Origin of the sequence: Streptomyces sp. PA03-3a (assembly GCF_033792735.1) — a bacterium.
Taxonomy (GTDB): Bacteria; Actinomycetota; Actinomycetes; order Streptomycetales; family Streptomycetaceae; genus Actinacidiphila.
Map to the genome: position 1 here is coordinate 80,532 of NZ_JARAVM010000023.1, position 26,348 is coordinate 106,879.

The 26,348-nt window shown below is 71.6% G+C and carries 30 protein-coding genes and 5 tRNA genes; 8 read left to right on the plus strand and 27 right to left on the minus strand.

Going from position 1 to position 26,348, the window contains the following annotated elements; translation table 11 throughout:
• Positions 1 to 3: 3 nt before the first annotated feature.
• A complete protein-coding gene (locus PV342_RS26085; RefSeq protein ID WP_500318796.1) occupies positions 4 to 447 on the minus strand; it encodes a site-specific integrase in 444 nt (147 codons plus the stop codon).
• A gap of 243 nt (positions 448 to 690) precedes the next feature.
• Here PV342_RS26085 and PV342_RS26090 point away from each other — a divergent pair, with 243 nt between their 5' ends.
• Positions 691 to 1,032 carry a UTRA domain-containing protein gene (locus PV342_RS26090; protein WP_500318797.1) on the plus strand — a complete coding sequence of 114 codons (342 nt, stop codon included), beginning with the start codon at positions 691 to 693 and terminating at the stop codon, positions 1,030 to 1,032.
• Between the two features lie 1,471 nt (positions 1,033 to 2,503).
• Here the strand turns inward: PV342_RS26090 and PV342_RS26095 are convergent.
• The 11 genes from PV342_RS26095 to PV342_RS26145 form a co-directional block, all read right to left on the minus strand.
• A complete protein-coding gene (locus PV342_RS26095; RefSeq protein WP_500318798.1) occupies positions 2,504 to 3,376 on the minus strand; it encodes an aminoglycoside phosphotransferase family protein in 873 nt (290 codons plus the stop codon).
• Between the two features lie 88 nt (positions 3,377 to 3,464).
• Positions 3,465 to 4,364 carry a bifunctional DNA-formamidopyrimidine glycosylase/DNA-(apurinic or apyrimidinic site) lyase gene (gene mutM / locus PV342_RS26100; RefSeq protein WP_396347420.1) on the minus strand — a complete coding sequence of 300 codons (900 nt, stop codon included), beginning with the start codon at positions 4,362 to 4,364 and terminating at the stop codon, positions 3,465 to 3,467.
• A gap of 94 nt (positions 4,365 to 4,458) precedes the next feature.
• Positions 4,459 to 5,208, minus strand: coding sequence for a ribonuclease III (gene rnc / locus PV342_RS26105; protein WP_051102195.1), 750 nt, complete (start codon positions 5,206 to 5,208; stop codon positions 4,459 to 4,461).
• A 19-nt stretch (positions 5,209 to 5,227) separates the two neighbouring features.
• A complete protein-coding gene (rpmF, locus tag PV342_RS26110; protein WP_026251550.1) occupies positions 5,228 to 5,401 on the minus strand; it encodes a 50S ribosomal protein L32 in 174 nt (57 codons plus the stop codon).
• Positions 5,402 to 5,403: 2 nt separating this feature from the next.
• Positions 5,404 to 5,943, minus strand: coding sequence for a YceD family protein (locus PV342_RS26115; protein WP_361011203.1), 540 nt, complete (start codon positions 5,941 to 5,943; stop codon positions 5,404 to 5,406).
• A gap of 178 nt (positions 5,944 to 6,121) precedes the next feature.
• Complete coding sequence (locus PV342_RS26120) at positions 6,122 to 7,207, minus strand: F0F1 ATP synthase subunit B (RefSeq protein ID WP_400802361.1); 1,086 nt, start codon at positions 7,205 to 7,207, stop codon at positions 6,122 to 6,124.
• A gap of 10 nt (positions 7,208 to 7,217) precedes the next feature.
• Positions 7,218 to 7,697 (minus strand): pantetheine-phosphate adenylyltransferase, encoded by a 480-nt coding sequence (gene coaD, locus PV342_RS26125; protein WP_018562090.1) that lies wholly within the window; start codon positions 7,695 to 7,697, stop codon positions 7,218 to 7,220.
• A gap of 35 nt (positions 7,698 to 7,732) precedes the next feature.
• Positions 7,733 to 8,314 (minus strand): 16S rRNA (guanine(966)-N(2))-methyltransferase RsmD, encoded by a 582-nt coding sequence (gene rsmD / locus PV342_RS26130; RefSeq protein WP_361011208.1) that lies wholly within the window; start codon positions 8,312 to 8,314, stop codon positions 7,733 to 7,735.
• Between the two features lie 69 nt (positions 8,315 to 8,383).
• Positions 8,384 to 8,929, minus strand: coding sequence for a hypothetical protein (locus PV342_RS26135; protein ID WP_500318799.1), 546 nt, complete (start codon positions 8,927 to 8,929; stop codon positions 8,384 to 8,386).
• A gap of 95 nt (positions 8,930 to 9,024) precedes the next feature.
• Positions 9,025 to 11,223: an ATP-dependent DNA helicase RecG gene (gene recG, locus PV342_RS26140; RefSeq protein WP_037732671.1), complete on the minus strand. Its 2,199-nt coding sequence runs from the start codon at positions 11,221 to 11,223 to the stop codon at positions 9,025 to 9,027.
• Positions 11,224 to 11,324: 101 nt separating this feature from the next.
• Positions 11,325 to 13,022 carry a DAK2 domain-containing protein gene (locus tag PV342_RS26145; protein ID WP_500318801.1) on the minus strand — a complete coding sequence of 566 codons (1,698 nt, stop codon included), beginning with the start codon at positions 13,020 to 13,022 and terminating at the stop codon, positions 11,325 to 11,327.
• Between the two features lie 269 nt (positions 13,023 to 13,291).
• Between PV342_RS26145 and rpmB the strand changes: the two genes are divergently transcribed.
• The gene (gene rpmB / locus PV342_RS26150; protein ID WP_014628431.1) at positions 13,292 to 13,477 is read left to right on the plus strand and encodes a 50S ribosomal protein L28; all 186 of its coding nucleotides are present in this window, start codon (positions 13,292 to 13,294) and stop codon (positions 13,475 to 13,477) included.
• Between the two features lie 155 nt (positions 13,478 to 13,632).
• On the opposite strand, the gene thiD is transcribed toward rpmB, so the two are convergent.
• Complete coding sequence (gene thiD / locus PV342_RS26155) at positions 13,633 to 14,421, minus strand: bifunctional hydroxymethylpyrimidine kinase/phosphomethylpyrimidine kinase (RefSeq protein WP_500318803.1); 789 nt, start codon at positions 14,419 to 14,421, stop codon at positions 13,633 to 13,635.
• A 22-nt stretch (positions 14,422 to 14,443) separates the two neighbouring features.
• On the minus strand, positions 14,444 to 15,403 hold the full coding sequence (locus PV342_RS26160; protein ID WP_018562084.1) for a thiamine-phosphate kinase: 960 nt from the start codon (positions 15,401 to 15,403) through the stop codon (positions 14,444 to 14,446).
• Positions 15,404 to 15,558: 155 nt separating this feature from the next.
• On the opposite strand from PV342_RS26160, the gene PV342_RS26165 reads away from it, so the two are divergent.
• Both PV342_RS26165 and PV342_RS26170 read left to right on the plus strand, forming a co-directional pair.
• On the plus strand, positions 15,559 to 15,792 hold the full coding sequence (locus PV342_RS26165) for an Lrp/AsnC family transcriptional regulator (protein WP_018562083.1): 234 nt from the start codon (positions 15,559 to 15,561) through the stop codon (positions 15,790 to 15,792).
• Positions 15,793 to 15,842: 50 nt separating this feature from the next.
• Complete coding sequence (locus PV342_RS26170) at positions 15,843 to 16,307, plus strand: DUF3515 domain-containing protein (protein WP_018562082.1); 465 nt, start codon at positions 15,843 to 15,845, stop codon at positions 16,305 to 16,307.
• Positions 16,308 to 16,341: 34 nt separating this feature from the next.
• Here PV342_RS26170 and PV342_RS26175 read toward each other — a convergent pair whose 3' ends face one another.
• The 3 genes from PV342_RS26175 to PV342_RS26185 are packed head-to-tail and all read right to left on the minus strand — an operon-like array spanning position 16,342 to position 19,229.
• Positions 16,342 to 17,478 carry a D-alanine--D-alanine ligase family protein gene (locus PV342_RS26175; RefSeq protein ID WP_500318805.1) on the minus strand — a complete coding sequence of 379 codons (1,137 nt, stop codon included), beginning with the start codon at positions 17,476 to 17,478 and terminating at the stop codon, positions 16,342 to 16,344.
• 27 nt (positions 17,479 to 17,505) lie between these two features.
• Positions 17,506 to 18,507, minus strand: coding sequence for an NAD(P)H-dependent glycerol-3-phosphate dehydrogenase (locus PV342_RS26180; protein WP_018562080.1), 1,002 nt, complete (start codon positions 18,505 to 18,507; stop codon positions 17,506 to 17,508).
• Positions 18,504 to 19,229 carry a lysophospholipid acyltransferase family protein gene (locus PV342_RS26185; protein ID WP_500318807.1) on the minus strand — a complete coding sequence of 242 codons (726 nt, stop codon included), beginning with the start codon at positions 19,227 to 19,229 and terminating at the stop codon, positions 18,504 to 18,506. The genes PV342_RS26180 and PV342_RS26185 overlap by 4 nt, the downstream gene beginning before the upstream one ends.
• 290 nt (positions 19,230 to 19,519) lie before the next feature.
• On the opposite strand from PV342_RS26185, the gene cofC reads away from it, so the two are divergent.
• Positions 19,520 to 20,233, plus strand: a complete 714-nt coding sequence (gene cofC, locus PV342_RS26190) for a 2-phospho-L-lactate guanylyltransferase (RefSeq protein ID WP_400802508.1) — start codon at positions 19,520 to 19,522, stop codon at positions 20,231 to 20,233.
• 10 nt (positions 20,234 to 20,243) lie between these two features.
• Entirely contained in the window at positions 20,244 to 20,462 is a 219-nt protein-coding gene (locus PV342_RS26195; RefSeq protein WP_018562077.1) for a hypothetical protein, read from the plus strand.
• Between the two features lie 73 nt (positions 20,463 to 20,535).
• Here the strand turns inward: PV342_RS26195 and PV342_RS26200 are convergent, their stop codons facing one another.
• The 4 genes from PV342_RS26200 to leuC form a co-directional block, all read right to left on the minus strand.
• Positions 20,536 to 21,144, minus strand: a complete 609-nt coding sequence (locus PV342_RS26200; protein ID WP_361012463.1) for an HU family DNA-binding protein — start codon at positions 21,142 to 21,144, stop codon at positions 20,536 to 20,538.
• 123 nt (positions 21,145 to 21,267) lie between these two features.
• Complete coding sequence (locus PV342_RS26205) at positions 21,268 to 21,501, minus strand: SCO5555 family protein (RefSeq protein ID WP_361012465.1); 234 nt, start codon at positions 21,499 to 21,501, stop codon at positions 21,268 to 21,270.
• Positions 21,502 to 21,634: 133 nt separating this feature from the next.
• Positions 21,635 to 22,228 carry a 3-isopropylmalate dehydratase small subunit gene (gene leuD / locus PV342_RS26210; RefSeq protein WP_386994572.1) on the minus strand — a complete coding sequence of 198 codons (594 nt, stop codon included), beginning with the start codon at positions 22,226 to 22,228 and terminating at the stop codon, positions 21,635 to 21,637.
• A 5-nt stretch (positions 22,229 to 22,233) separates the two neighbouring features.
• Positions 22,234 to 23,655, minus strand: a complete 1,422-nt coding sequence (gene leuC, locus PV342_RS26215) for a 3-isopropylmalate dehydratase large subunit (RefSeq protein WP_018562073.1) — start codon at positions 23,653 to 23,655, stop codon at positions 22,234 to 22,236.
• Between the two features lie 161 nt (positions 23,656 to 23,816).
• On the opposite strand from leuC, the gene ndgR reads away from it, so the two are divergent.
• Positions 23,817 to 24,533, plus strand: coding sequence for an IclR family transcriptional regulator NdgR (ndgR, locus tag PV342_RS26220; RefSeq protein WP_500318810.1), 717 nt, complete (start codon positions 23,817 to 23,819; stop codon positions 24,531 to 24,533).
• 16 nt (positions 24,534 to 24,549) lie between these two features.
• Here the strand turns inward: ndgR and PV342_RS26225 are convergent, their stop codons facing one another.
• Positions 24,550 to 25,050, minus strand: coding sequence for a DUF4188 domain-containing protein (locus tag PV342_RS26225; RefSeq protein WP_392613087.1), 501 nt, complete (start codon positions 25,048 to 25,050; stop codon positions 24,550 to 24,552).
• An 82-nt stretch (positions 25,051 to 25,132) separates the two neighbouring features.
• Between PV342_RS26225 and PV342_RS26230 the strand changes: the two genes are divergently transcribed.
• Positions 25,133 to 25,777, plus strand: a complete 645-nt coding sequence (locus PV342_RS26230) for a MerR family transcriptional regulator (RefSeq protein WP_500318813.1) — start codon at positions 25,133 to 25,135, stop codon at positions 25,775 to 25,777.
• 77 nt (positions 25,778 to 25,854) lie between these two features.
• On the opposite strand, the gene PV342_RS26235 is transcribed toward PV342_RS26230, so the two are convergent.
• From PV342_RS26235 to PV342_RS26255, 5 genes are all read right to left on the minus strand, one after another.
• Positions 25,855 to 25,927: transfer RNA gene (locus PV342_RS26235), tRNA-Glu, on the minus strand.
• An 18-nt stretch (positions 25,928 to 25,945) separates the two neighbouring features.
• Positions 25,946 to 26,017 (minus strand) — tRNA-Gln (locus PV342_RS26240).
• Between the two features lie 12 nt (positions 26,018 to 26,029).
• Positions 26,030 to 26,102: transfer RNA gene (locus PV342_RS26245), tRNA-Glu, on the minus strand.
• A gap of 27 nt (positions 26,103 to 26,129) precedes the next feature.
• Positions 26,130 to 26,202, minus strand: a tRNA-Glu gene (locus tag PV342_RS26250).
• A gap of 17 nt (positions 26,203 to 26,219) precedes the next feature.
• Positions 26,220 to 26,291 (minus strand) — tRNA-Gln (locus PV342_RS26255).
• Positions 26,292 to 26,348: the final 57 nt, after the last annotated feature.

Genomic DNA, 26,348 nt, shown 5'->3' on the forward strand with positions numbered 1-26,348 from the left:
GGCCTATCCCCCTGCACTGGTGAAGATCAGCGTGGCCGTCACGGGAGATCCTTCAGGGGTCTTCCACGGCAGCGTGATCTCGACCGGCGGATGGCGCCTCATGTGGTCGGCCAGCGCGAAGGCGACCGACCCCGGCAGGGGCACATCCCGGATCTTGCCGCCCTTGGGCGGGGCGAAGACACGCTGCCCGCGTAAGAGCTTCACCTGTCGGATCACACGGACGACACCGCTGCGGAAGTCGACCTCTTCCACAGCCAGGCCGAAGACCGCACCTTGCCGCAGACCGCATCCAGCAGCCGGTTCGATCATCGCGTGGTAACGGTCGGGCAGCTCGCCCCGGACTGCCTCCACCCGGTTGTCCCATGGCTTGACCTTCTGCGGATCAAGGCGGGGAGCTTTGACAGAACGAGACCGGCACGGGTTCTCGCGGATGATCCGATCCTCCACGGCGGCAGAAAGGACGGTTGATACGTGAGCGAAGGTCCCACGCCGGTATGCCGCCGCAAGGCCCGTGTTTTCCAGAGCGCGCACCCACAGCCTGATTTGCGAGGGCTGGAACGAGGCCAGCGGACGCGAGCCCAGGTATGGCACTGCGTGGAGGCGACGTCTCATCTCGACTGAGGCGCGCGTCGCCGGGTCGGTGGTCTGGCTGGGTGTGGCCGCCGTCGTGGGGTAGCCGACGCGCTGGAGGTGGACGAGGGCACGCCCGTCGTCCAGCGGCGCCGCAAGTACCTGGACGACGACGGAGTGATCGCACTCTCTACGTCCTGGGTGCCCGGCGAAATGGCGGAGGCAGCCGCCGAGCTGATCTCGACCGGACCCCTCCCGAAGATGACCTTCGGCCTGATCGAGGACCGCACCGGGCGCAGGGCGATCAAGCGCCCGGACGTGGTGTCGGTCAGGCCCGTGCCCGAGGACGTCGCGCAGCTCCTCGAAGTCGAAGCCGGGACGCTTCGCGCCGACCATTGCCAACCACTACTGGGACCAGCACGGACAGGTGATGGAGTACGCCCGCGGCTTCATGGGCGCTGACCGCGAGCTGGCCGCCGACTACGACTTGGAGTAGACCGGCATAGCCGGATCAGTTACAGGTTTCCCTACCTCATCAAGACACCCGGCGTCGCTCACGCTCCGCCGGGCGCGCGGCTCCGGCGTCCGGCCGCGCCCACGCTCCCGTCGAATGAGGTGCGGTCTACCTGACTACCGATCAAGGCCGTGGGGACCTTCACTGGACTCTCCCTGGAATCGCTCCGACCAGTCGGCATCGTAGACCTGGGCCCAGACCCTTCCGTGCGGGTCGCTTCCCTCTGGTCGTGCCACGCACGTGCCAGATGGGGCAGGGACTTGCAGTGACTCACGGAGAACCTCGGGCTGCCGCACCGGTCCATCCACATCAGCGTCGGTCCAGCTCAGTCCGAGCCCACAGCCTCAGTCTTCCAAACTGGTGCTCATGACGCCGGGCGAACCACCGACTGTAGGCTGCGCCGGTAGATGCGACCACCCGAGGAACGTCATGGACCTATCACCGTCGACCCTTAACCGCCTGGGAAACAGCATCCTCGGAGTCGTTCCGGCGGTTGTCAGCATCGCGTACACAGCGCAAGCCGACCGCGGAGTGCTGCGGCTCGTCGGCAGTTTGGCCGTGATCGGGTTCGCTGTACTTGCAGTGCGAGGATATCGACTCGGCGTGACGTACGAACACTCACGGATGATGGTCCGCGGCTACCTGCGCACGCGGGTAATCGACCGGGATCGCATCTCGGAAATCACCGACTTCCCCGCGGTGAGGTGGGCAGCTCGCAACGGACGCAAGCGATGGACCCCTCTGACGGCGTTCATGACGAGCCCCGGTGAATTTCCGGCAACTCGCCTCCCCAAAGAACGCGCCATCAGCAGGCTGCGACAGTGGGCACGGCGAGGACGCGGCTAACAAGAGCGTGTCAAGGCCGCTGCTCACGATGACATCCATCGCTGACACCAACACGGCCGATCGTCGGCGAATCCCGCCGGGCTCAGGCGGCACGTAGGCACACCACGGGTGCGGATCAACCAGGTGCCGGGTGCCCGTTGATCGACCTGATAAGGAAGCGGCCACAGGTTCAAGACTGCACGGACCCGAGACGGCACTGGCGCGCGGCCGGGCCGTCTCTGGGCCGTCCGGGCGCGCAACGACGACCAACGCTGACAACCGTTGACCACTCGATCGCAGGTCACAGCGTTGATCGCCTAGGCGGCCCCAGGTCAGCAGACCCCCGGATCACTTCTTCGGCCACTGAGGCAGTCACCGGCCGTCGGCGCCGCGTTGAACGGGGGCGGCTCCGCGGACGTAGAGGTGGGTGGGGCCGCAACTGCCGGCCACGGATTCCGGCTGGGTGGGGGTGCGCGGTGGACGAAGCGGCGGTGTCGTTGGTGAGGGGCTCGGTGCGCTTCCTCAGGTGGGCGGCCGGGGCGGCACTCGACGTGTACGCGGCCCTGTCCGGCCGCTCGCGGCGCTCCCCCGGCGCTACGGCGCGGTGAGTGCCGCCTCGATCGAGGAGCCGTGGCGCTCCAGCCAGGCCTCGCGGCGTTTGATCTGGTCGCCGACGCCCTCCTGCCACATGCGGGCCCAGCCGCCGCCCTCGGTCTCGGCCATGCGCTTCATGGAGAACCACGCGCGGCGGGTCCGCAGCACGGCGACCTCCAGCAGGCGGCCGCGATCGGTGCCGGACATGCCGTACACGTCGGCGAGCAGGCGGCAGCGGCGGGGGACGTGGACGTCGCGCAGGTGGGGGTCGGCGTCGGCGGGGTCGCCGATGGGGGCCCAGTAGAGCATCGCGTTGTGGATCTCCTCGACCCTGGGGACGGGCCTGGCCAGGTCGAAGTCGATGAGCGCGGCGGCCCGGCCGTCCCGGAAGACGATGTTGTCGGGCGTGAAGTCCATGTGCCCGACCACCTCGGCGGGATGGGTGGGCGCGGGAGGCATGTCCGGGTGCGAAACCGGGCCGGAGGGGGGCCCGACGCCGTCGGGCGGGGTGAAGCCGGCGGCCGCTTCGTCGTAGGCGCGGACCAGACGGCCGACCGAGACGAGGCGGTCCTCGTCGGCGATCCAGGCCGGACGCGGACGTCCGGCGACCTCGCCCGTGACGTAGGTCAGCACCTCGCGCCCGGCCGCGTCGATGCCGAGGAGGCGCGGGGCGCCGGGGAATCCGACGTCCTCCAGGTGCCGTAGCAGGGCGTGCACCAGAGGGCTGTGCGGGCCGGTCGGGCGGCGGACCGTGTCGCCGACGCGGACGACGCCCTCGGTCACGTCACCGCCGATCAGGGGGATCTCCGGCTGCGGCTCAGCGGTCTCGGGATACGTGGCGGCGGGCGGGGAGGGTGGGCCGTCGAGAGGCATCCGCCCATTGTGCGCCGCACGGCCCCGCCCGCGCCGGAGGTTCACGGCGGCGGCTGCGTCGTCCCCGTGCGACGGCGGCCGCGCGCCGTTACGACGAGCGGACGGCGAGAACGGTCGTGCCGGCCGGGCCGCGCGGCGGTCGCTGACAGCGCGGGCAGAAGTAGCTCGAGCGGTTCATCCAGGGGCGGCGGCGGATCGGCGTGCCGCAGCGGCGGCAGGGCTCGTCCTCGCGGCCGTAGGCGTCCAGGGAGCGGTCGAAGTAGCCGGACTCGCCGTTGACGTTGACGTACAGGCTGTCGAAGCTCGTGCCGCCGGCGGCGAGGGCGTCGGTCATGACCTCGCGGATGTGGGTGAGCAGCTCGGTGGTGACCGGCCGGGTCAGGGTGGCGGTCGGCCGCTCGTAGTGCAGCCTGGTGCGCCACAGCGCCTCATCGGCGTAGATGTTGCCGACCCCGCTGATCAGGGACTGGTCCAGCAGTGCCCGCTTGATCGTGGTGCGGCGGCGGCGCAGCGCGGTGTGGAAGGCCGCGTCGTCGAAGCGGGGGTCGAGGGGGTCGCGGGCGATGTGCGAGAGGGGGACCGGCAGCCGCTCGGGGTCGCCGGGTACGCACTCGTGCAGCGACAGGCCGCCGAAGGTGCGCTGGTCGACGAAGCGCAGCTCCGTCCCGAGATCGTCCTCGAAGCGGATCCGGATCCGCAGGTGGGTCTCGGCGGGCGCGTCCTCCGGCTGGACGAGCAGCTGGCCGCTCATGCCGAGGTGGCCGAGGAGGGCCAGCGGGGAGTCCTGGAGCGGCAGCCACAGGTACTTGCCGCGGCGCAGGGCGGGGCCGAAGGTCTGCGCCTCCAGCCGGGCGGCGAAGTCCGCGCCGCCGGCGAGGTGGCGACGCACGGAACGGGGGTGCAGCACCTCGGCCCGGGCGACCGTGCGCCCGCTCACCCAGCGGTCCAGGCCGCGGCGTACGACTTCGACCTCGGGCAGCTCGGGCACTCGGTGCGCTCCTCTCGGACGGCGGTTCCCCGCCCGGGGAACCGCAAGGCCCGCCCGGGCGGCCTCGGGGGCCGGCCGGACGGGCCTGACGGGTTCAGCCAGCGACAGTGCCGTTCGCGTCGCGCGTGGCGCGGATGTCGCGCCAAGCCGACTCGGCGGCCTGCTGCTCTGCTTCCTTCTTGCTGCGGCCGGTGCCGGTGCCGTACTCGACACCACCGACGCGGGCGGCAGCCGTGAAGGTCTTCTCGTGGTCGGGTCCGGTCTCGGAGACCACGTACTCCGGGACACCGAGGCCCTCGCCCGCGGTGAGTTCCTGGAGGCTGGTCTTCCAGTCCAGTCCCGCACCGAGGTTGGACGACCTCTCGATCAGCGGATCGAAGAGCCGGTGCACCAGCTCCGACGCGGCGTCCAGGCCCTGGTCCAGGTAGACCGCGCCGATCACCGCCTCGAGGGTGTCCGCGAGGATCGACGCCTTGTCCCGGCCGCCCGTGCCCTCTTCGCCCCGGCCGAGGCGGATGAAGCTGCCCAGGTCGAGGCCGCGGCCGACACCGGCCAGGGCGCGCGAGTTGACCACCGCGGCCCGCAGCTTGGCGAGCGTGCCCTCCGGAAGGTCCGGGTGGGTGCGGTAGAGCGTGTCCGTGACCACCAGGCCGAGCACGGAGTCCCCGAGGAACTCCAGGCGCTCGTTGGTGGGCAGACCACCGTTCTCGTACGCGTACGAGCGGTGGGTCAGCGCACGCACCAGAAGGGCGGGTTCGAGTGTGTACCCGAGCCGCCCTTCCAGAACCGCGGGGGACGAGGCTGCCTTACCGGCGTCCGTCGACGTTGCGCCGTCTGACGACATGGAGCCCCTCACCCGCCGATCAGACCTCGAGGACCTGACGACGGTTGTAGGTGCCGCAGCTCGGGCACGCGATGTGCTGCTGCTTCGGCTCGTGGCAGCGCTCGCACGCCACCAGGCTCACGGGCGCAGCCTTCCACTGCGAACGGCGGTGGCGCGTGTTGCTGCGCGACATCTTCCGCTTGGGAACAGCCACGGCTACTTCTCCTGGTTCTCGTCGGCGCCGTCCTCGGCACCGCTCAGCTGGATTTCCTGCAGGGCCGCCCAACGGATGTCGGTGACCTCGTGGTGGTGGTCCGGGTCGTCCGCCAGCCGTACCCCGCAATCGGGGCACAGGCCGGAACAGTCGTCCTGGCACACCGGCTGCAGCGGCAGTTCGAGAACCACCGCGTCACGCAGCACGGGCTCGAGGTCGAACAGGTCGCCCTCGAGGAAGAGAGTGTCCTCCTCCTCGGCGTCGTCACCGGCGTCGGCGGCACCATGGTGCCCACCGGTCCGGGTGTCGGCGTCGGGGTAGGAGTACAACTCCTGGAAGTCCGTCTCGAGCTCGCGCTCGACCGGCTCCAGACACCTTACGCACTCCCCCGAGAGCGGTGCGCGGGCGGTGCCCGTGACGAGCACCCCCTCCATCACCGACTCCAGGCGGAGGTCCAGCGTGATCTCCGCACCCTCGCGGACACCGATGACCTCGATGCCCATGTCCTTGGGGGCCGGCACCGAGCGGGAGACCTTCTTCATCGCCCCAGGACGACGACCCAGCTCGTGCGTGTCGAACACGAGCGGGTTGCGGTGGTCGAGGCGGGTGTTCAGGGCTCCTGCTTTCTTCGGTTCGGCGCGTGCCCTTCGGTGCGACGGCGGGCACGCCAAAGCGCCGGGGATCACACGGCTGAGGGATCAGGATACCGGTCCCCCGGGCTCAGCCCAAACCGCGCTCCTGCTCCAGCTCCCGCAGCCGGTTCAGGTCGATCATGCTGGTGTCGAAGAAGCTCGTCTCGTCCAGCGCCGCGCCCTGACCCTGCTGGTGCTGCTGCGGCATGTACTGCTGCTGCTGCTCGTAGCCGGTCTGCTGCGGCTGCTGCGGCTGCTGCCAGCCGTAGTTCGGGTCGTAGTAGGCCTGCTGCGGCTGCGCGGCGTACGGGTCGGCGTACTGGCCCTGCTGCTGGTACGGGTCCGACTGCGGGCCCTGCTGCTGGTACGGGTCCGGCTGCTGGTAGCCGTAGTCGGGCTGCTGCACGGCGTTCGGGTCGTACTGGTAGTCGCCGGGGGCCACGGGGGCGGCCAGGCCCGCGAGGTACTCGGCGTCGGACTGCCCGGGGACGTGGCCCTCGCCGTCCGCGTCGTGGGCCAGGCCGGCGCCGAGCTCGTCGACGGGGCGGTGGCCGGTCAGCTTCAGGCGCCCCCGTCCGACGGCCTCCAGGGTCTTGCTGAGGACCGCCTCGAAGGCACCCAGCTTGGCGTCCACGTATTCGTCGGCGCGGCGGCGCAGCGTCTCCGGGTCGCCGCTGCGCTCCGGCGCGTCGTCGTCCTCGTACGGGTAGCCGTTCTCGTCGAGGGCCGGGCCGTGGCCCAGCAGCTTCTCGCGGCCGCGGTCCACCGAGCCGATGGTCTTGGTCAGCACGACCTCGAAGTTGGCGAGCTTGCTGTCGACGTAGTCGTCGGCCTCGGCCCGGATCTCGGTGGCCTCGCGCTGCGCCTCCGTGACGATGCGCTCGGCCTCCTGCTGTGAGCGGCGGGCGATCTCGGTGTCGGAGATCAGCGAACCGCGTTCCGCGTGCGCGGCCCCGATGATCCGGTCGGCCTCGGCCCGGGCCTCCTCGACCATCTGCTCCCGCCCGCCCAGCAGCTGCTGGGCCTGGGAGAGCGAGTCGGGCAGCGCCGACCGCACGTCTTCGAGCATGTCGAGCAGCTCGGCACGGTTGACCACGCAGGAGGCCGACATCGGCATGGACCGGGCGGCCTCCACGGCGGCCACGATCTCGTCGAGCTTCTTCTGGACGTCCACGTCCCAGACTCTACTGCTGCGCGAGCTTCTTCTTGAGGGCCTCCAGCACGACGGGGGGCAGCAAGTGGGCGACGTCGCCGCCCCATTGCGCCACCTCCTTGACGAGACTGGAGGACAGGAAGCTGTAGGTGGGGTTGGTGGGGACGAACAGGGTCTCCACGCCGGACAGCCCGTTGTTCATCTGGGCCATCTGCAGCTCGTAGTCGAAGTCGCTGACCGCGCGCAGGCCCTTCACGATCGCGGGGATGTCGCGCTGCTTGCAGAAGTCCACCAGCAGGCCGTGGAAGGCCTCCACGCGCACGTTGCCGTACTCGGCGGTGACCTCCTCGATGAGGGCGATGCGCTCCTCGATCGAGAAAAGGCCCTTCTTCGACTTGTTGATCATCACGGCCACGTAGACCTCGTCGTACAGACGCGAGGCTCGGGCGATGATGTCGAGGTGTCCATTGGTGACGGGGTCGAAGGACCCGGGACAGACTGCGCGGCGCAACGGTGACTCCTCGCTCTGAGGGTTCTGCGGGTGGTTCATGACGCGTCAGTAACGTCGGCGGCGCGACCGTACCAAAGCGTCCCTTCGCCGTACCGACGGGCCCTGATCCCTTCGTACCCCTCGGGCCAGCGGAATTCCCCGCCTCGGGTGCTCCTTTCCACGGTGGCGACGGCGTCCGCGTCGAGCCAGCCCCGCGTACGGAGTGTGAGCAGGATCTCGCGCAGCTCGTCGTCCGTGACGGCGTACGGCGGGTCCAGGAACACCAGGTCGTACGGCTCCGCCGGGGGCTCTCCCGCGATCACCTTCTCGGCCTTGCCGGCCCGCACCTCGGCGCCGGGCATCTTGAGGACGCGGACGTTCTCCCGGATGACCCCCGCGGCCCGCGGGTCGGACTCGACCAGCAGCACGTGCGCCGCGCCGCGCGACAGCGCCTCCAGTCCGACGGCGCCCGATCCCCCGTACAGGTCGATCACCCGCGCCCCGTGCAGGGCGCCGCGCAGCGACTCCCAGGTGGAGAACAGCCCCTCCTTCGCCCGGTCCGAGGTGGGTCGGGTTCCGTTACCCGGCGGCACGGCCAGGCGGCGGCCACCGGCGGCTCCGGCGATCACGCGGGTCATCTTCGGCTCACTCGTCTCGTGGGCGGGGGAACGGCGCCTGCGCGGCGCCGCTCCCCCACGATACGTAGGTCAGTCCCGGCCCCGCTCGCCCCCGGCCTCCGGCAGGGGTGACCCCGCCAGGCCCCCCACGAGCGCCGGCGAGGCATAGCGCGACCAGGACAGGCAGCCGTCGGGCGGGCAGTGCTCGGGGCGGCGCGGGTCGTGACCGAGCTCACGCAGCTTCGTCCGGACGGAGTCGGGCGTGCGGCCGAAGCGCGCGGCTATGCGGGCGATGGACTCGCCGTCGTGGAACCGGCGCAGCAGTTCCTCCTCGTGCTGCGGCACCCAGGGGGCGCCGTGCCCCGGGAACAGCTCGCGCAGCACGTCGCGGTCGGGGATGGGCTCGGAGACGTCGGCCACGAGCGCGAGGGCCCGCAGGGCGCGGTTGAGGGCGATGCGCAGGGACGGGACGTCGGTCAGCGGCAGCGTGAGCGTGCCGGAGGCGAGGAGGGTGTCCGGGTCGTCCTCGGACCAGCCGGCCAGGGTCAGGGTGACGGTGGTGTCGTCGTCGCTGGAGAGCTCGATCCGGAAGACCTTCTCACCGAGCGGCAGTTCGTTGAGATGACGGAACGACATGAAATCAGCCCCCAAAGGTCCAACTACGCCGATTCCCGAGCGGATCGGCGCGGACTGTGTCCATTCTCCCAGGGGGCACTGACAATGACGGTCCGTCAGCCCTTGTCGAGATACTGCTCCCGGTCCGCGTCCACCAGGCTCTCCAGCGCGCTGCGCAGGTCCGGCTGGCCCGCCAGTTCGGGGTCCGCGGCGACCAGCGAGGTGGCCTCCTCGCGGGCGGCCGCGATCACGTCCTCGTCGTCGATCACCGTCAGCATGCGCAGCGACGAGCGCGTCCCGGACTGGGCCTGCCCCAGCACGTCGCCCTCGCGCCGCTGTTCCAGGTCGATGCGGGACAGCTCGAAGCCGTCCAGTGTCCCGGCCACGGCGTCCAGCCGGGCGCGGGCCGAGGTCGCCTCCGGCATCTCGGACACCAGCAGGCACAGACCCGCCGCCGAGCCGCGGCCGACCCGGCCGCGCAACTGGTGCAGCTGCGAGACGCCGAAGCGGTCCGCGTCCAGGATCACCATGGCGGTGGCGTTCGGCACGTTGACGCCCACCTCGATCACCGTGGTCGCCACCAGGACGTCGACCTCGCCCGCGGCGAAGCGGCGCATCACGTCGTCCTTCGCCTCCGGCTGCATCCGCCCGTGCAGCACCTCCACCCGCAACCCGGCCAGCGGCCCCTTGACGAGCTGCTCGGCGGTCTCCAGCACGGCCAGCGGCGGCCGCCGCTCCGCCTCGTCCTCCGCGGACTTCTTCTTCTGCGCGTCCGCTTCGTCGTCCGAGTCGCCGATCCGCGGGCACACCACGTACGCCTGGTGCCCGTTCTCGGCCTCCTCGCGCACCCGCTCCCAGGCGCGCGAGAGGAAGTGCGGTTTGTCCTTGGCGGGCACGACGTGCGTGGCGATCGGCGAACGGCCCGCCGGCAACTGGTCCAGCACGGAGGTCTCCAGGTCGCCGAAGACCGTCATCGCCACGGTCCGCGGGATCGGCGTCGCCGTCATCACCAGCAGGTGCGGCGGCTGCTTGGCCTTGCCCCGCAGCGCGTCGCGCTGCTCGACGCCGAAGCGGTGCTGCTCGTCCACCACGACCAGACCCAGGTCGTGGAACTGCACCTTGTCCTCGATCAGCGCGTGCGTGCCCACGACGATCCCGGCCTCGCCGGTCACCAGGTCCAGCAGCGCCTGGCGGCGGGCGGCCGCCCCCATGGAACCCGTCAGCAGCACGATCTTCGTGCCCAGGTCCGAGCCGCCGAGCATGCCGCCCTCGGCGAGGTCGCCCATCATCTCCGTGATCGACCGGTGGTGCTGCTGCGCCAGCACCTCCGTGGGCGCCAGCATCGCGGCCTGGCCGCCCGCGTCGACCACCCCGAGCATGGCGCGCAGCGCCACCATCGTCTTGCCGGAACCCACCTCGCCCTGCAGCAGCCGGTGCATCGGGTGGTCCGTCGCCAGGTCCGCGAAGATCTCCGCCGACACCTTCTGCTGGCCCTCGGTGAGCGTGAACGGAAGCCGCGCGTCGAAGGCCCTCAGCAGGCCGTCCTCCGCCGGCGCACGCGGCACGGCGGGCAGGGCGTCGTCCGCGGCACGGCGCCGCGCGAGGGCCACCTGCAGCACGAACGCCTCGTCCCACTTGAGGCGCTCCTTGGCGATCATGATGTCCGCCTTGGACCGCGGCCGGTGGATCTTCTCCAGCGCCTCCGGCAGCGGCGCGAGCCCGCGCGACTCCCGCAGCGCGGCGGGCAGCGGCTCTCCCGTGCCGGACCACTGCGTGGCCCCCAGGGAGGTCAGCACCGTGTCCACGGTCTTGGCGATCGTCCAGGAGTTGACCTGCTTGCACGCCGGATAGATCGGGATCAGCCGGCCCGCGAAGGCGTCCACGGCCTCCTTGCCGTCCTCGGCGTCCAGCAACTGGTACTCGGGATGCGCCAGTTGCAGGGCACGGTTGAACACGGAGACCTTGCCGGCGAACATGCCGCGCCGACCCGGGAGGAGGTCGTGCTCGGGCTTGAACACCCCCCGGCCGAAGAAGACCAGGGTCAGCGAGCCGCTACCGTCCGTGACGACCACCTCCAGGCGCGCCTTGCCCGGGCCGTACGTCTTCTTCGTCGCCTTGGCGACGCGGGCGACGACGGTGACGTGCTCGTCGAGCGGGAGGTCGGACAGGCGGGTCAGCTCGCCGCGTTCCGCGTAGCGGCGCGGGTAGTGGTGCAGCAGGTCACCGACCGTGCGCAGGTCGAGGTGGTCGGCGAACACCTTTGCGGTGCGGCCGCCGACGGATTTCGCGAGCGGTTCGTCAAGGGCAGCAGACATCGCGTCCATCTTTGCGCACGGAGCCGACAATGCGGGGACCGGTCGTCCTCGTGCGCGGGTGCGTTGCGCCCGCCTCCGGTCGCCCCGCGGCGGCGACGGGGCTACTCGACGCCGATCAGGAGCGGGCACGTCTCCTGGCCGCCGTCGTAGACGACCGTGTCGACCGCGAGATGGCTGTCGCGGACGTGCGCTTCGAGCCGGTCCGCCAGATCCGCGGGCGCGTGGGCCCCGATGACGAGCGTGACCATCTCCCCGCCCGCCGCGAGCATGCGGTCCAGGACGATGATCCCGGTCTCCACGAGGTTGCCGCCGATCACCGCGACGTCCCCGTCGATGAGGCCGAGGACGTCCCCGGCCTGGCAGACGCCGGCCATGGTCCAGGACCGGGCCTCCGCGACGGCGAGTTCGGCGTAGCGGGTGGCGCCGGCCGCGGAGGTCATGGCGACGACGTCCTCGTCGAAGCGCCGGGTCGGCTCGTGGACGGCGAGGGCGGCGATGCCCTGGACCGCGGACCGGGTGGGGATGAGGGCCACGCGGACGCCCTCCGCGCGCGCCTGTTCGGCCGCGGCGCCCACCGCGTGCCGCAGTTCGACCTCGTTGGGCAGCAGGACGACCTCGTCGGCGTGCGCGCGGCGGATGGCCTCGGCGATGTCGCCGCTGGCGGGCGGCTCCCCGGGCCGTACGGCGACCACGGTGGCGCCGGCCTGCGCGCAGAGTCCGGCGAGGCCGTCGCCGCGCACCACGGCGACGACGGCGCGCAGCGCGCGTTCGCCCCGCTCACCCGCCCCGTGCGGGCCCGTCGTCCCGCGGCGGCCCTGCTCCAGCGCCCGCGCCTGGTCGCCGAAGTGCGTGACCTTGATGCGGTACGGCCGTCCGGCCTCGATCCCGGCCTCGATGGCGGCGCCCACGTCGTCGACGTGGACGTGGACGTTCCACAGCCCGTCCCCGCCGACGACCACCAGGGAGTCGCCGAGCCGGTCCAGCCGGGTGCGCAGCGCGGGTACGGCGCGGTCGGGCGCCTCCAGGAGGTAGATCACCTCGAAGCCCGGCCCGCCGGGCACCGCGTGCGGGTCGCCGCCCTCCGTGCCGTCCTCGCCGGTCGCGCAGCCGTAGGGCACGACCTGGGACGCGCTCCGGGGCAGCGGCACCCGCAGGACGTCGTCGAGCGGGCCCATGGGGGTCTGGCCGGAGACCGCGTCGGCGAGGGCGCCCAGGACGGCGACGAGGCCGCGGCCGCCGGCGTCGACGACCCCGGCGTCGCCGAGGACGGCCAGTTGCCGCGGGGTCGCCGCCAGCGCGAGGCGCGCCGCCTCGTACGCGGCCCGGGAGACCTCGTGGACGTCGCCGTTCACCGCGGAGGCGGCCTCCGCGGCCGCCGTGGCGACGGTCAGCATCGTGCCCTCGACCGGGTGCGCCACCGCCTGGTACGCGGACTCCGCGGCCCGGCGCAGGGCGGGCCGCAGGTCGCCGGCGTCCTCGGCGAGGACCTCGGCCATGCCGCGCAGCAGTTGGGCGAGGATCGTCCCGGAGTTGCCCCGCGCGCCGATGAGCGCGCCGTGCGCCATGGAGCGCAGGCACGAGGTGAGGTCCGGGGTGCCGCCCGAGGCGGCGTGGCCCTCGAAGACCGCGTCCACGGACTGGGCGGCGGACTCCACGGTCAGGAAGAGGTTCGTTCCGGTGTCCCCGTCGGCGACGGGGTAGACGTTGATCGCGTCGATCTCCTCGCGTGCCCGCCCGAGCGCCTGGAGGGACAGCCGGCACCATGCGCGGACCGCGGGAGGGTCGAGCGTCGGCGGCACGTGTTCCTCCTGCGGGGCGGCCGGGGACCTGGGGTGGGGAGGTGTCCGCACGCAGCGTACTGAGGGCCGGGGCCCTCCGGGGGACCGCCCCGTACCGCTGACCATGGTAATTTCGAGGGACAGGAGCGGACGTAGTATGCTGCTCCGGTTGCCCGGGGCTGTCCCGGGCCGTCCCTCGGCACCACCGGCTCTTCCTTCATGCACTTGGACGAATGTCGGGCGCCGCCGGGATTTATCCGTTAGTGCATCTGAAGTCTTTGGAGTGACCCGTGGCTGCCAACTGCGACGTCTGCGGCAAGGGGCCGGGCTTCGGCAACAACATCTCGCACTCGCACCGCCGTACTCGCCGTCGTTGGAACCCCAACATCCAGACGGTGCGTGCTGTGGTCGGTCGGACGCCGAAGCGCCTCAACGTCTGCACCTCGTGCATCAAGGCCGGCAAGGTCGCGCGCTGACGCATAGGACGTCGTAGCGCAGCCTTTGCGGCTACTTGAGCCGGTCCACCCTCGTGGTGGACCGGCTTTCTGGTGTGCTCTTCCATCGGATCCCGGCGGATCCCACCGGGTTCCGCTGCGATCCGCCGGGATGCGCCGGGATGCGCCGGTCTTCGTCAGCGCTGCTGCCAGGCGTGGTCCACGGGGCCGATGCCGCCGCCGAGAGGGAAGCCCGCCTCGATGGCTCCGGTGACGTACTCCTTGGCCGCGTGGGCCGCCTCCGGGACGTCCATCCCCCGCGCCAAAAACGAGGCGACGGCGGACGCCAGCGTGCAGCCGGTGCCGTGGGTGTGGCGGTTGTCATGGCGCGGCGCGCGCAGCCAGTGCTCGCTGCTGCCGTCCGTGAGCAGGTCGACGGCGTCGCCGCTCAGGTGGCCGCCCTTGATCAGGACCCAGCGGGGGCCGCACTCGAGGACGGCCGCCGCGGCCTCGCGCATGGCCGGCTCGCCGTCCACGACGACTCCCGTGATCTGGCGCACTTCGTCCAGGTTGGGGGTGGCGACGGTGGCCAGCGGCAGCAGCCGCGTCCGGACGACCTCGACGGCGTCCGCGGCGAGCAGCGGGTCGCCGTGCTTGGAGACGCCGACGGGGTCGACGACCACCGGGACGTCGAGCGGGGCGAGGAGTTCGGCGACGGCGGAGACGAGCCCGGCCGAGGAGAGCATCCCGGTCTTGACCGCCTGGACGCCGATGTCGTCCACGACACTGCGGAACTGGGCCCGCACGGCCTCCACCGGGAGTTCCCAGGCACCCTGGACACCCAGCGAGTTCTGCGCCGTGACGGCCGTGACCACGCTCATCCCGTGGACGCCGAGGGCGAGCATGGTCTTCAGGTCGGCCTGGATGCCCGCGCCGCCGCCGGAGTCGGAACCGGCGACGGTGAGCACGCGTGGTGGGATCGTCATACCGCGAATCTAGTCGGCGCCTTCACTCGGCCCCGAAGTGGTCCCAGCCGCCCGCCTTGTCCCAGGGGGCGCCGTCCACGGTGACCTGGGGCGCCGTGGTGGCCTTCACCACCCGGCCGATGACCCGCCAGCGGGCGGGCAGTTTCGTCTCCGGGGGGAAGGCGGCGACTATCGCGTGGTCCTCTCCCCCGGTCAGCACCCAGTGCAGCGGGTCGACCCCGACGGCCTGCCCGATGTCGGCCATCTGCGCCGGGATGTCGATGTCCGCGGAGGACAGGTCGATGGCGACGCCGCTCGCGGCGGCGATGTGGCCGAGGTCGGCGACGAGCCCGTCGCTCACGTCCGTCATGGCCGTCGCGCCGAGTTCCGCGGCGGCGGGACCCGCGTGGTACGGCGGTTCGGGGCGGCGGTGGGCCTCGACGAAGGCGCGCGGGGAGCGGAACCCCCGGGAGAGGACGGCGAGTCCCGCGGCGGACCAGCCGAGCCAGCCGGTGACGGCGACGACGTCGCCGGGGCGGGCACCGGATCGGGTGATGGGTTCGCGGTCGCGCAGGTCGCCCAGCGCGGTGATGGAGACCATGATCGTGTCACCGCGGACGACGTCACCGCCGACCACGGCCGCGCCGGCCACCTGGCACTCGTCCCGGATGCCGTCCATCAGCTCGACCGGCCAGGTCACCGGCAGGTCCGCCGGGACGACCAGGGCGAGCAGCACGGCGGTCGGCACGGCGCCCATGGCGGCGATGTCCGCGAGGTTCTGCGCGGCGGCCTTGCGGCCCACGTCGTAGGCGGTGGACCAGTCGCGGCGGAAGTGCCGCCCCTCCACGAGCGCGTCGGTGGTGGCCACCACCCGCCGGTCCGGGGCGGCGACCACGGCGGCGTCGTCACCCGGTCCGAGCCGGACGGCGGGGCTGGAGGTGAGCCGGGCGGTCAACTCCCTGATGAGCCCGAACTCCCCCAGTTCGCCCACGGTGCCCTTCATCTGACTGTCCCCTTCACCTGGCTGGTCCCCTTCTGTGTGCGCTTGTGCGGCGGCTTCGGCGCGACCGGTACCGCGCGGGTCTCCCCGCGGCATGCGGCGACGCGGTACCGTGACGTTCCCTCCCACATGATCCTCGTAGCCGCCCTGGAGGTTCCGTGGTACAGGCGTACATTCTGATCCAGACCGAGGTGGGAAAGGCCTCGGCAGTAGCTGAGGTGATCTCCAAGATTTCGGGGGTCATCCAGGCCGAGGACGTCACCGGCCCGTACGACGTGATCGTGCGTGCCCAGGCCGATACGGTCGACGACCTGGGGCGCCTCGTGGTGGCGAAGGTGCAGCAGGTGGAGGGGATCACCCGCACCCTGACCTGTCCGGTCGTCCATCTGTAGGCCCCCTGTAGGCTCGGCGGGTGATGTACCGCCGGGTAGCGCTAGTCTCCGTGTCCGCCGTCGCGTGCATGTCCGCGGCGGCGGTCTGGATTTCCGCCTCCGGCACCGCCGCGGGCGGGGTCGCCGTGCCGTCGCCCTCCGCCTCCGCCGCCCGGATGTGCGGCGCCCTCCACGACGCGCTGCCGGGGAAGGTCGACGGACTGTCGAAGCGGTCGGTGAGCCCCGTCTCCGACCTCACCGCCGGATGGGGGGATCCTACGGTGGTGCTGCGCTGCGGCGTGCCGCGACCCGAGATGCTGACCCCGGGCAACCCGGTCTACAACCCCACCGCCGAGGCGGTGGAGGTCAACGGGGTGAGCTGGCTCGTCGAGCAGACCGGCGACGGCTACCGCTTCACGACGACCGGCCGCAAGGCCTTCGTCGAGGTGACCGTACCCGCCCGCTACAAGCCCGAGGTCAATCCGCTGACCGACCTCGGGCACGCCGTGGAGACCACGATCCCCTCCGAGCTCTGACGGGCCCGGGGCACCGCTGCTCGCCGTTCGCGGCTCAGCGCAGGCCGGTGGGGCGCCGCAGCGCGGCCTGGATCAGCCGGTCCACCAGTTCCGCGTAGCCGACGCCGCTCTCCTGCCACATGCGCGGGTACATGGAGATCGGCGTGAAGCCGGGCATCGTGTTGATCTCGTTGATCACGAACTCGCCGTCGTCCTGCAGGAAGAAGTCCGCGCGGACCAGCCCCTCGCAGGAGGCCGCGTCGAAGGCGGCCACGGCGAGCCGCTGCACCTCGGCGGTCTGCTCCGGGGTCAGCGGGGCGGGGACGACGCCCTCGGCGGAGTCGATGTACTTCGCCTCGAAGTCGTAGAAGTCGTGCGTCGTGACCGGCGGGATCTCGGCGGGGACGGAGGCGCGCGGGCCGTCCTCGAACTCCAGGACGCCGCATTCGATCTCGCGGCCCCGCAGCAGCGACTCCACCAGCACCTTGGGGTCGTGCCGGCGGGCCTCCTCGATCGCCTCGTCCAGGCCCGCGAGGTCGTCGACCTTGCTGATGCCCATCGAGGACCCGGCGCGTGCGGGCTTGACGAAGACCGGCCAGCCGTGGTCGGCCGCGAAGTCCACGACCGCCTTGCGGGCCGCGGCGGGGTCGTTCTCCCACTCGCGGGGGCGGATCACCACGTACGGGCCGACCGGCAGGCCGAAGGAGATGAAGACCCGCTTCATGTACTCCTTGTCCATGCCGACGGCCGAGGCGAGCACGCCGGAGCCGACGTAGGGCACACCGGAGAGCTCCAGCAGGCCCTGGAGAGTGCCGTCCTCGCCGTAGGGGCCGTGCAGCACGGGGAAGACGACGTCGACGTCGCCCAGCGCCTTGGGCACCGAGCCTGGCTCGCTGTAGACGACCTCGCGGCTGGCCGGGTCCACCGGCAGCATCACCGTGCCGTCGGAGGACTCGGCGAGCTGCTCGACGCTCGGCAGCGCGCGGTCGGCGATCGCCATCCGGGACGGGTCGTCGGCGGTCAGCGCCCAACGGCCGTCGGTGGTGATCCCGATCGGCAGCACGTCGTACTTGTCGCGGTCGATCGCGCTCAGTACGGCGCCTGCGGTGAGGACCGAGATGGCGTGCTCGGAGCTGCGTCCGCCGAAGACGACGGCGACGCGCGGCTTGCGGGAAGAAGGCTGAATGCTCATGTCGCGTTGACCTTACCGTTCCGGACGTCAGCGTTCCGACTTGGCGGAGCGCGACATCAGCTCCTTGACCGCGACGACCGGCTGCTTGCCGTTGTGCACGATGTCGACGACGGTCTCGGTGATGGGCATGTCGACACCGTGCCGGCGGGCGAGGTCGAGCACCGACTCGCAGGACTTGACGCCCTCGGCGGTCTGCCGGGTGACGGCGATGGTCTCCTGCAGCGTCATGCCCTTGCCCAGGTTGAAGCCGAAGGTGTGGTTGCGGGACAGCGGCGAGGAGCAGGTCGCGACGAGGTCGCCCAGGCCCGCCAGGCCGGAGAAGGTCAGCGGGTCGGCGCCGAGCGCGATGCCGAGCCGGGTGGTCTCCGCCAGTCCGCGCGTGATCAGCGAGCCCTTGGTGTTGTCACCCAGGCCCATGCCGTCCGCGATGCCGACCGCCAAACCGATCACGTTCTTCACGGCGCCGCCGAGTTCGCAGCCGACCACGTCGGTGTTGGTGTACGGCCGGAAGTAGGCGGTGTGGCTGGCGGCCTGCAGCCGCTTGGCGACGGCCTCGTCGCGGCAGGCGACGACGCTGGCGGCGGGCTGCCGTGCGGCGATCTCCTTGGCCAGGTTGGGGCCGGACAGCACGGCGACGCGCTCCGGGCCCGCCTTGGCGACCTCCTCGATGACCTCGCTCATCCGCTTGGCCGTGCCGAGTTCGACGCCCTTCATCAGGCTGACCAGCACCGAGTCGCGGGGCAGCAGCGACTGCCACTCGGCCAGGTTGCCGCGGAGCGTCTGCGACGGTACGGAGAGGATCACGAACTCCGCGTCCCGGGCCGCCTCGGCGGGGTCGGTGGTGGCGGTGATCGTCTCGGGCAGTTCGGTCCCGGGCAGGTAGTACGGGTTGCTGCGCGTGCTGTTGACCGCCTCGACCACCTCGGGGCGTCGGCCCCACATGGTCACCTGGGCGCCCGCGTCGGCGAGCACCATCGCGAAGGCGGTTCCCCAGGAGCCCGCGCCGTAGACCGCGCAGCGCGTCGTCACTTGCTGTTCCCCTTCTGCTTGCGAGGGTCGAAGCGCTCGGCGGGCGGGGTCTGGCCGCGCAGTTCGCCCAGCAGCTCGCTGACCGCGGCCATGATGGTGTCGGTGGCGTCCCTGAGCACCTCGGCGTTGGCCTCCTGCCCGTAGAAGGCCGAGAGGTCCACCGGCGGCCCGGCGACGACCCGCAGGGTCCTGCGCGGGAAGAGGCGGAGCTTCTTCTCCGTGGCGTAGGGCGGCATGACCTCGTTGGCGCCCCACTGGGCGACCGGGATCACGGGGGCCTTGGTCATCAGCGCGACCCGTGCCACGCCGGTCTTGCCCACCATCGGCCACATCTCGGGGTCGCGGGTCAGCGTGCCCTCCGGGTAGAAGGCGACGCACTCGCCGGAGTTGATGGCGTCCACCGCGGCCCGGAAGGCGTTGGCGGCGTCGGTGCTCTCGCGGTAGACGGGGATCTGACCGGTGCCGCGCAGTATGGCGCCGACGAAGGCGGGCTTGAACAGCGGCGCCTTCGCCAGGAAGCGGGGGACCCGCCCGGTGTTGTACTGGAAATGCGCGTACGACAGCGGGTCGAGGTACGAGTTGTGGTTGACCGCCGTGATGAATCCGCCCTGGCCCGGAATGTGCTCCATTCCGCGCCAGTCCCGCTTGAAAAGAACGACAAGCGGCGGTTTGGCGATGACGGCTGCGAGCCGGTACCAGAAGCCGATTCTGCGGCGGGACACCAGAACTCCTCCTCGTTCCGCCGCCGACCCGGGGGTCACCGGATCGCGGCCTGCTGCGGTCGGCGGCACCGTACGGCCGGTGCGGCCGCACAAGTGTCGCCGGAAGGGCCACCGTAACGCCAGGGCGGAAGGCCCCAGGGGTACGCCCCGGCGGAAGCGCCGGGACCGGGAGGGCCCGAGCACGTACCAGGGAGATCGTGCACCCGGAGGCGGGCCGCCGGGAAGGGGGGTTGGGGCAGGGTGGCGGTGGCCCCGGGGGACCCGAGCACAATAGTTCGGTGTCGCCACCCGTGGAATGGACGCTCGTCGTCCCGCTGAAGCCGCTGTCCGCCGCCAAGAGCCGCCTCGCGGAGGCCGTCGGCCCCGTGCGGCCGGGGCTGGCGCTGGCCTTCGCGCAGGACACGGTGGTCGCCGCACTCGCCTGCGAGGCGGTACGAGATGTGACGGTCGTCACCGATGACCCGCTCGCCGGGTCCGTGCTGGCGGCCCTCGGGGCGCGCGTCGAGGCCGACTCCCCGGCCGCCGGCCTCAACGCGGCGCTGCGGCACGGCGCCGACGCGGTCCTGCGGCGTCACCCCGCGGCGGCCGTGGCGGCCCTGAACGCCGATCTCCCGGCCTTGCGGCCCCTCGAACTGGCCGCGGTGCTCCGCGCGGCCGCGCGGAGCCCAGGACGGTCGTTTCTGGCCGACGCGGCCGGAATCGGCACCACGCTGCTGGCGGCCACCGCCGGGACCGCCCTCGCGCCGGCCTTCGGGGGGCCCTCACGGGCCCGCCACCGGGCCTCCGGCGCCCATGAGATCGCCCTGCCGGACGTGGACTCCGTACGCCGGGACGTGGATACGGGGGAGGACCTGGCCGCCGCCCTGCTGCTGGGGGTCGGGCCGCACACGCGGGCGCTGCTGCGGCCCGCACTTCGGGCGGTGCCGCGGGACGGGGCCGCGGGGCCCGGGCCCGCCGGCTGCCCGGCCGCGGGCGCACCGGCCCCGGGCGGCGGTGCCCGATAGGCTGAGGCCCATGCAGGCCACCGCGTACACCTACGACCCCGAGACCCGCGCCGGCAGCGTGCTGCTGGACGACGGGACGCCGCTGCCGTTCGACGCGGCGGCGTTCGACGCCGGGGGCCTGCGGCTGCTGCGGCCCGGGCAGCGGGTGCGCATCCGCACCGAGGGCAGCGGGGACGGGCGCCGGGTGGTGTTCGTGACGCTGCAGACCTTCCCCGACCCGGGGGCCTGAGCACACGCCGACGGGCCGGACACCCCTGAGTCGGGGTGTCCGGCCCGTCGGCGTGTGCGGGGCCGCCGAATCGTTACCGCTTCGCGGCCCGCTTGGTGGCGGTCTTCCGGGCCGCCGACTTGGCGGGCGCCTTCTTGGCCGGGGCGGTCTTCTTGGCGGTCGCCTTCTTCGCCGTGGTCTTCTTGGCGGTCGCCTTCTTCGCCGTCGTCGCCTGGGCCGCGGTGGACTTCTTGGCCGTGGTCTTGGCGGCGGTGGTCTTCTTGGCCGCGGCGGCCTTGGTGGCGGCCTTCTTCGCGGTGGTCTTCTTCGCGGCCGCCTTCTTCGTGGTGGCCTTGGCGGTGACGCCTCCGCTCAGGCTGCCCTTGGGCGCCTTCTTGACGGAGACCTCTCCGGCCTTGGGGAGCTTCTTCGACCCGCTGACCAGGTCCTTGAAGCCCTGACCGGCGCGGAAGCGCGGGACGGAGGTCTTCTTGACCCGGACCCGCTCCCCGGTCTGGGGGTTGCGGGCGTAGCGGGCGGGACGCTCCACCTTCTCGAACGAGCCGAAGCCGGTGACCGAAACCCGGTCCCCGCTCACCGTCGCGCGGACGATCGCGTCCAGGACGGCGTCGACCGCGTCCGCGGCCTGCTGACGGCCGCCGAGCTTGTCGGCAATCGCTTCAACGAGCTGCGCCTTGTTCACGTCTTCCCCTTCGGAAACTTGCCCGGCGATGAAGTTCGGGCTTTTTCGCACGCTAGGCGGATATATACCGCAAATCAAATACGAAACGGGCGAATCACCCTTGTGCCGCAACGAACTCGGGACTCAGGAAGGCCTTTGATCGGGGAATCGGCCTTCGTCGAGGTCCTTCATCAGTTCCTCCAGACGCCTTGCCGCACCCGCGAGATCGTGCTTCGCGGCAGCGGTGATGACGAGCAGCCGCCGGGTCAACTGCATCCTGACGTCCTCCGGCACTTGCAGACCCGCCACCCGGGTGTGGGCCTGCTTCAACCTGGCAGCGAGGAACCCGTACAGCTCGAGTTGGCCATCGTGTTCCATGTGCCGATTGTGTCATCTGCGGTGAGTTGTCACGAGGTGTGGAGCCGAACACGCCGCAGCGCCCCCCGCCCGGTGGGGGCGGGGGGCGCTGCGGAGGTGGGCGGGCGGGCGGCCGCGAGGGCCGCCGGGCCTCTCAGACCTGCAGGGTCTGCGGCTTGTAAGAGGGGCGCTCGGCCTCGTAGGCGGCGATGTCGGCCTCGTTCTGCAGGGTGAGGCTGATGTCGTCCAGGCCGTTGAGCAGCCGCCAGCGGGCGTTGTCGTCCAGTTCGAAGGGGGCGGTGATCCCTTCGGCGCGGACCTCGCGGGCCTGGAGGTCGACGGTGATCTCAGCCGTCGGGTCGGCCTCGGTCAGCTGCCAGAGCTCCTCGACCGTCTCCTGCGGCAGGATCACGGTGAGCAGGCCGTTCTTCAACGAGTTGCCGCGGAAGATGTCGGCGAAGCGGGAGGAGATGACGGCCTTGAAACCGTAGTTCTGCAGGGCCCACACCGCGTGCTCGCGGGAGGAGCCGGTACCGAAGTCGGGGCCGGCGACCAGGACGGTCGCCCCCTGGCGCTCGGGCCGGTTGAGGACGAACTCGGGGTCCTTGCGCCAGGCCTCGAACAGGCCGTCCTCGAAGCCGTTGCGGGTGACCTTCTTCAGCCAGTGCGCCGGGATGATCTGGTCCGTGTCGGCGTTGCTGCGGCGCAGCGGCACGGCGCGGCCGGTGTGCGTGGTGAAAGCTTCCATCGTTCTCAGGCCTCCAGGACGGCTGCGCCGGGCAGATCGGCGGGGGACGAGAGGTGGCCGGTGACCGCGGTCGCGGCCGCGACCTGCGGCGACACCAGGTGGGTGCGGCCGCCCTTGCCCTGCCGTCCCTCGAAGTTGCGGTTGGAGGTGGACGCGGAGCGCTCACCGGGGGCCAGTTGGTCGGGGTTCATGCCCAGGCACATCGAGCAGCCCGCGTGCCGCCACTCGGCTCCGGCCTCCTTGAAGACCTTGTCCAGGCCCTCCTCCACGGCCTGCAGCGCCACCCGGACCGATCCGGGGACGACCAGCATCCGCACACCGTCGGCGATCTTGCGGCCCTTGACGACGGAGGCGGCGGAGCGCAGGTCCTCGATGCGGCCGTTGGTGCAGGAGCCGACGAAGACGGTGTCGACCTTCACCTCACGCAGCGGCGTACCGGGCTCCAGGGCCATGTACTCCAGCGCCTTCTCGGCGGCCAGGCGGTCGCTGGGATCCTCGAAGCCCGCCGGGTCCGGCACGGAGGCGCTCAGCGGGGCGCCCTGGCCGGGGTTGGTGCCCCAGGTGACGAACGGGGACAGCGCGGCGGCGTCGATGACGACCTCGTGGTCGAAGACGGCGTCCTCGTCGGTCCTGAGCGTCTCCCAGTAGGCGACCGCGGCGTCCCAGTCCTCGCCCTGCGGGGCGTGCGCGCGGCCCTGCAGGTAGTCGAAGGTGGTCCGGTCGGGGGCGATCATGCCGGCCCGGGCGCCCGCCTCGATCGACATGTTGCAGATGGTCATCCGGGCCTCCATCGAGAGCTTCTCGATGGCCGAGCCGCGGTACTCGATGACGTAGCCCTGACCGCCGCCGGTGCCGATCCTGGCGATGATCGCCAGGATCAGGTCCTTGGCGGTGACGCCGTCGGGCAGTTCGCCGTCGACGGTGATCGCCATGGTCTTGAACGGGGCCAGCGGCAGGGTCTGGGTGGCCAGCACGTGCTCGACCTGGCTGGTGCCGATGCCGAACGCCAGCGCGCCGAAGGCGCCGTGGGTGGAGGTGTGGCTGTCGCCGCAGACGACCGTCATGCCCGGCTGGGTGAGGCCCAGCTGCGGGCCGACGACGTGCACGACTCCCTGCTCGACGTCGCCCAGCGGGTGCAGCCGCACCCCGAACTCGGCGCAGTTCTTGCGCAGCGTCTCCAGCTGCGTGCGCGAGACCGGGTCGGCGATCGGCTTGTCGATGTCGAGGGTGGGGGTGTTGTGGTCCTCGGTCGCGATGGTGAGGTCCAGCCGGCGCACCGGGCGGCCGTTCATCCGCAGACCGTCGAAGGCCTGCGGGCTGGTGACCTCGTGGAGCAGGTGAAGGTCGATGAAGAGGAGGTCGGGCTCGCCCTCGGCGCGCCGTACGACGTGATCCTCCCAGACCTTTTCCGCGAGTGTCCTTGCCATCGCATTCCCTCCGACCGGCCGCTCTGCCGGCCTGTTTCGTCGTTGCCCTGTGTATCCGCTCCCTTGTGGGGAGTGGCCGCAGCGGCCTGTGCATTCCAGCGTGCCGCGTTCACCGGAAAATTGAACTTGCGTTTCACAGAGTGAGACGCGAGTATCGTTGCATGGACAACAGTAGTGGCGTCGGCGTTCTCGACAAGGCGGCTCTGGTGCTCAGCGCACTGGAGTCCGGCCCGGCCACCCTGGCCGGTCTCGTGGGCGCCACGGGCCTCGCCCGCCCCACCGCGCACCGCCTCGCCGTCGCCCTGGAGCACCACCGGCTGGTGGCCCGCGACATGCAGGGGCGCTTCATCCTCGGCCCGCGGCTGTCCGAACTGGCCGCCGCGGCGGGCGAGGACCGCCTGCTGGCCACCGCCGGGCCGGTGCTCACGCATCTGCGCGACGTGACCGGCGAGAGCGCCCAGCTCTATCGCCGCCAGGGCGACATGCGCATCTGCGTGGCCGCCGCGGAGCGGTTGTCCGGACTGCGGGACACCGTCCCGGTCGGCTCGACGCTGCCGATGAAGGCCGGTTCCGCCGCCCAGGTCCTGCTCGCCTGGGAGGAGCCGGAGCGGCTCCACCGGGGGCTGCAGGGGGCCCGCTTCACCGCCACCGCGCTCTCCGGCGTGCGGCGCCGCGGCTGGGCCCAGTCGATCGGCGAGCGCGAACCTGGTGTGGCCTCCGTCTCTGCCCCGGTGCGCGGCCCGTCCAACCGCGTAGTGGCGGCGGTGTCCGTCTCCGGTCCCATCGAGCGGCTCACCCGACACCCCGGGCGCATGCACGCCCAGGCCGTCGTGGACGCCGCCGGCCGCCTGTCCGAGGCGCTGCGCCGCACCGGCTGAGCCCGGAGCGCCGGCCTCAGGCCGCCCGTCCTTCGCCCGTCTTCAGCCGCTGCGCAGCCGTCTCACCGCGGCGTCCCACCGGGACGACGCCCGTCGCGGCGCCCAGTCCGAAGGCGGGCATGTCGACGTAGACGGACTCGTAGGCACCCGCCGGCGCGGCGTAGGTCTCGTGCCAGAAACCCACCCGGCCCTTGCCGGCCCGCGCGCGGCGGTTGAACGCCGCCCACGCGGGCCGGTGCTGCTTGTCCTGCTGGGACGCGTACGCGAACAGCTGCTCCGTGGACTTCCAGTACTGGACGACGTAGATCACCCGGGGCCCGCCGAACAGCAGCCGGTGGCCCAGGAACCCGCTCCCCTCGTCCCGCGACAGCTCGCGCAACATGCGCGGCATGGCGCGGAACACCGGGAGCCAGCTGCCGAGCGCCAGGAAGCGGTTGATCCGCATCCCGATGAGGAACACGACGATGCCGCCCTCGGCGGCGGCGGTGTTGCGGCCCGGAATCACCTGCGCGGACATGAGGAGCCCCCTGTCGGTCATGTTGGATAGTGGCACTATCCATGCTTGGATAGTGCCACTATCCAAGGGAGGGCGCAAGGGAATGCGACTGGCGGAGCTGAGTGAACGCAGCGGCGTGGCCACGGCCACGATCAAGTACTACCTGCGCGAGGGCCTGCTCCCGCCGGGCCGTCGCGTCACGGCCACGCAGTCCGAGTACGGGGAGGAGCACCTGCGCCGGCTGCGGTTCGTCCGGGCGCTGATCCAGGTCGGCAAGGTGCCGGTGGCCACCGCCCGCGAGGTGCTCGCCGCGGTCGAGGACGAGTCGCTCAACCAGCACACGCGGCTCGGCGCCGCCACCTTCGCCCTGCCGCACGGCCCGGAACCCGACGAGGACGACCCGGCAACGGGGACGGCCCGCCGCAAGGTGGACGGGCTGATGGCCGAACTCGGCTGGAGCCAGGGCAGCGGGAGGTACGGCCCCTCCCCCGCGTACCGGATGCTCGTCACGGCGGTCGCCGCCCTGACCCGCCTCGGATACCCCAGCAGCGCACGGCACTTGGCGCCCTACGCACGGCTCGCCGCCCAACAGGCCGTCCACGACCTGGATCTGGTCGAGACCTACGACACCCCGCTGGAACAGGCGGCCGCCGCCGTGACGCTCACGGTGCTCTACGAGCCGGTGCTGCTGAGCCTGCGCCGGCTCGCCGAGGCCGAGGAGTCCCGTCGCCGCTTCGGAGTTGAGTGAGCCCGAACGCCCGGATCGGGGGTGAACGGGGAAAACGGAAGAGGCCCCCCGCCGAAGCGGAGGGCCTCTCCTCGATGTACCCCCGACCGGATTCGAACCGGCGCTACCGCCTTGAGAGGGCGGCGTGCTAGGCCGCTACACAACGGGGGCAAGCCTTGAGGAAATGCGCTGGGGTACCAGGACTCGAACCTAGACTAAATGAACCAGAATCACTCGTGCTGCCAATTACACCATACCCCATGGTGTGTCAAGTACCCCCGACCGGATTCGAACCGGCGCTACCGCCTTGAGAGGGCGGCGTGCTAGGCCGCTACACAACGGGGGCCCTAGCGATCCCTGCGAGAGAGATCAGTACCCCCGACCGGATTCGAACCGGCGCTACTGCCTTGAGAGGGCAGCGTGCTAGGCCGCTACACAACGGGGGCTTTGCAGAAGATCTGCGCTGGGGTACCAGGACTCGAACCTAGACTAACTGAACCAGAATCAGTCGTGCTGCCAATTACACCATACCCCACCAAAACTCAACCCCCCGCGGGGGGTTTTGTTTGGCCGCGCTCCCCGTACCGGCCAT

Coding starts and splice junctions, on each gene's coding strand:
- rnc (WP_051102195.1), bottom strand. CDS start 5,208: ATGTCGTCAGACGGCGCAACGTCGACGGACGCCGGTAAGGCAGCCTCG.
- PV342_RS26135 (WP_500318799.1), bottom strand. CDS start 8,929: ATGTCGTTCCGTCATCTCAACGAACTGCCGCTCGGTGAGAAGGTCTTC.
- PV342_RS26195 (WP_018562077.1), top strand. CDS start 20,244: ATGCAGGCCACCGCGTACACCTACGACCCCGAGACCCGCGCCGGCAGC.
- PV342_RS26225 (WP_392613087.1), bottom strand. CDS start 25,050: ATGTCCGCGCAGGTGATTCCGGGCCGCAACACCGCCGCCGCCGAGGGC.
- PV342_RS26115 (WP_361011203.1), bottom strand. CDS start 5,943: ATGAAGAAGGTCTCCCGCTCGGTGCCGGCCCCCAAGGACATGGGCATC.
- PV342_RS26205 (WP_361012465.1), bottom strand. CDS start 21,501: ATGGAACACGATGGCCAACTCGAGCTGTACGGGTTCCTCGCTGCCAGG.
- ndgR (WP_500318810.1), top strand. CDS start 23,817: ATGGACAACAGTAGTGGCGTCGGCGTTCTCGACAAGGCGGCTCTGGTG.
- recG (WP_037732671.1), bottom strand. CDS start 11,223: ATGTCTGCTGCCCTTGACGAACCGCTCGCGAAATCCGTCGGCGGCCGC.
- PV342_RS26230 (WP_500318813.1), top strand. CDS start 25,133: ATGCGACTGGCGGAGCTGAGTGAACGCAGCGGCGTGGCCACGGCCACG.
- PV342_RS26175 (WP_500318805.1), bottom strand. CDS start 17,478: ATGAGCATTCAGCCTTCTTCCCGCAAGCCGCGCGTCGCCGTCGTCTTC.
- leuD (WP_386994572.1), bottom strand. CDS start 22,228: ATGGAAGCTTTCACCACGCACACCGGCCGCGCCGTGCCGCTGCGCCGC.
- rsmD (WP_361011208.1), bottom strand. CDS start 8,314: ATGACCCGCGTGATCGCCGGAGCCGCCGGTGGCCGCCGCCTGGCCGTG.
- thiD (WP_500318803.1), bottom strand. CDS start 14,421: ATGACGATCCCACCACGCGTGCTCACCGTCGCCGGTTCCGACTCCGGC.
- PV342_RS26160 (WP_018562084.1), bottom strand. CDS start 15,403: ATGAAGGGCACCGTGGGCGAACTGGGGGAGTTCGGGCTCATCAGGGAG.
- PV342_RS26095 (WP_500318798.1), bottom strand. CDS start 3,376: ATGCCTCTCGACGGCCCACCCTCCCCGCCCGCCGCCACGTATCCCGAG.
- leuC (WP_018562073.1), bottom strand. CDS start 23,655: ATGGCAAGGACACTCGCGGAAAAGGTCTGGGAGGATCACGTCGTACGG.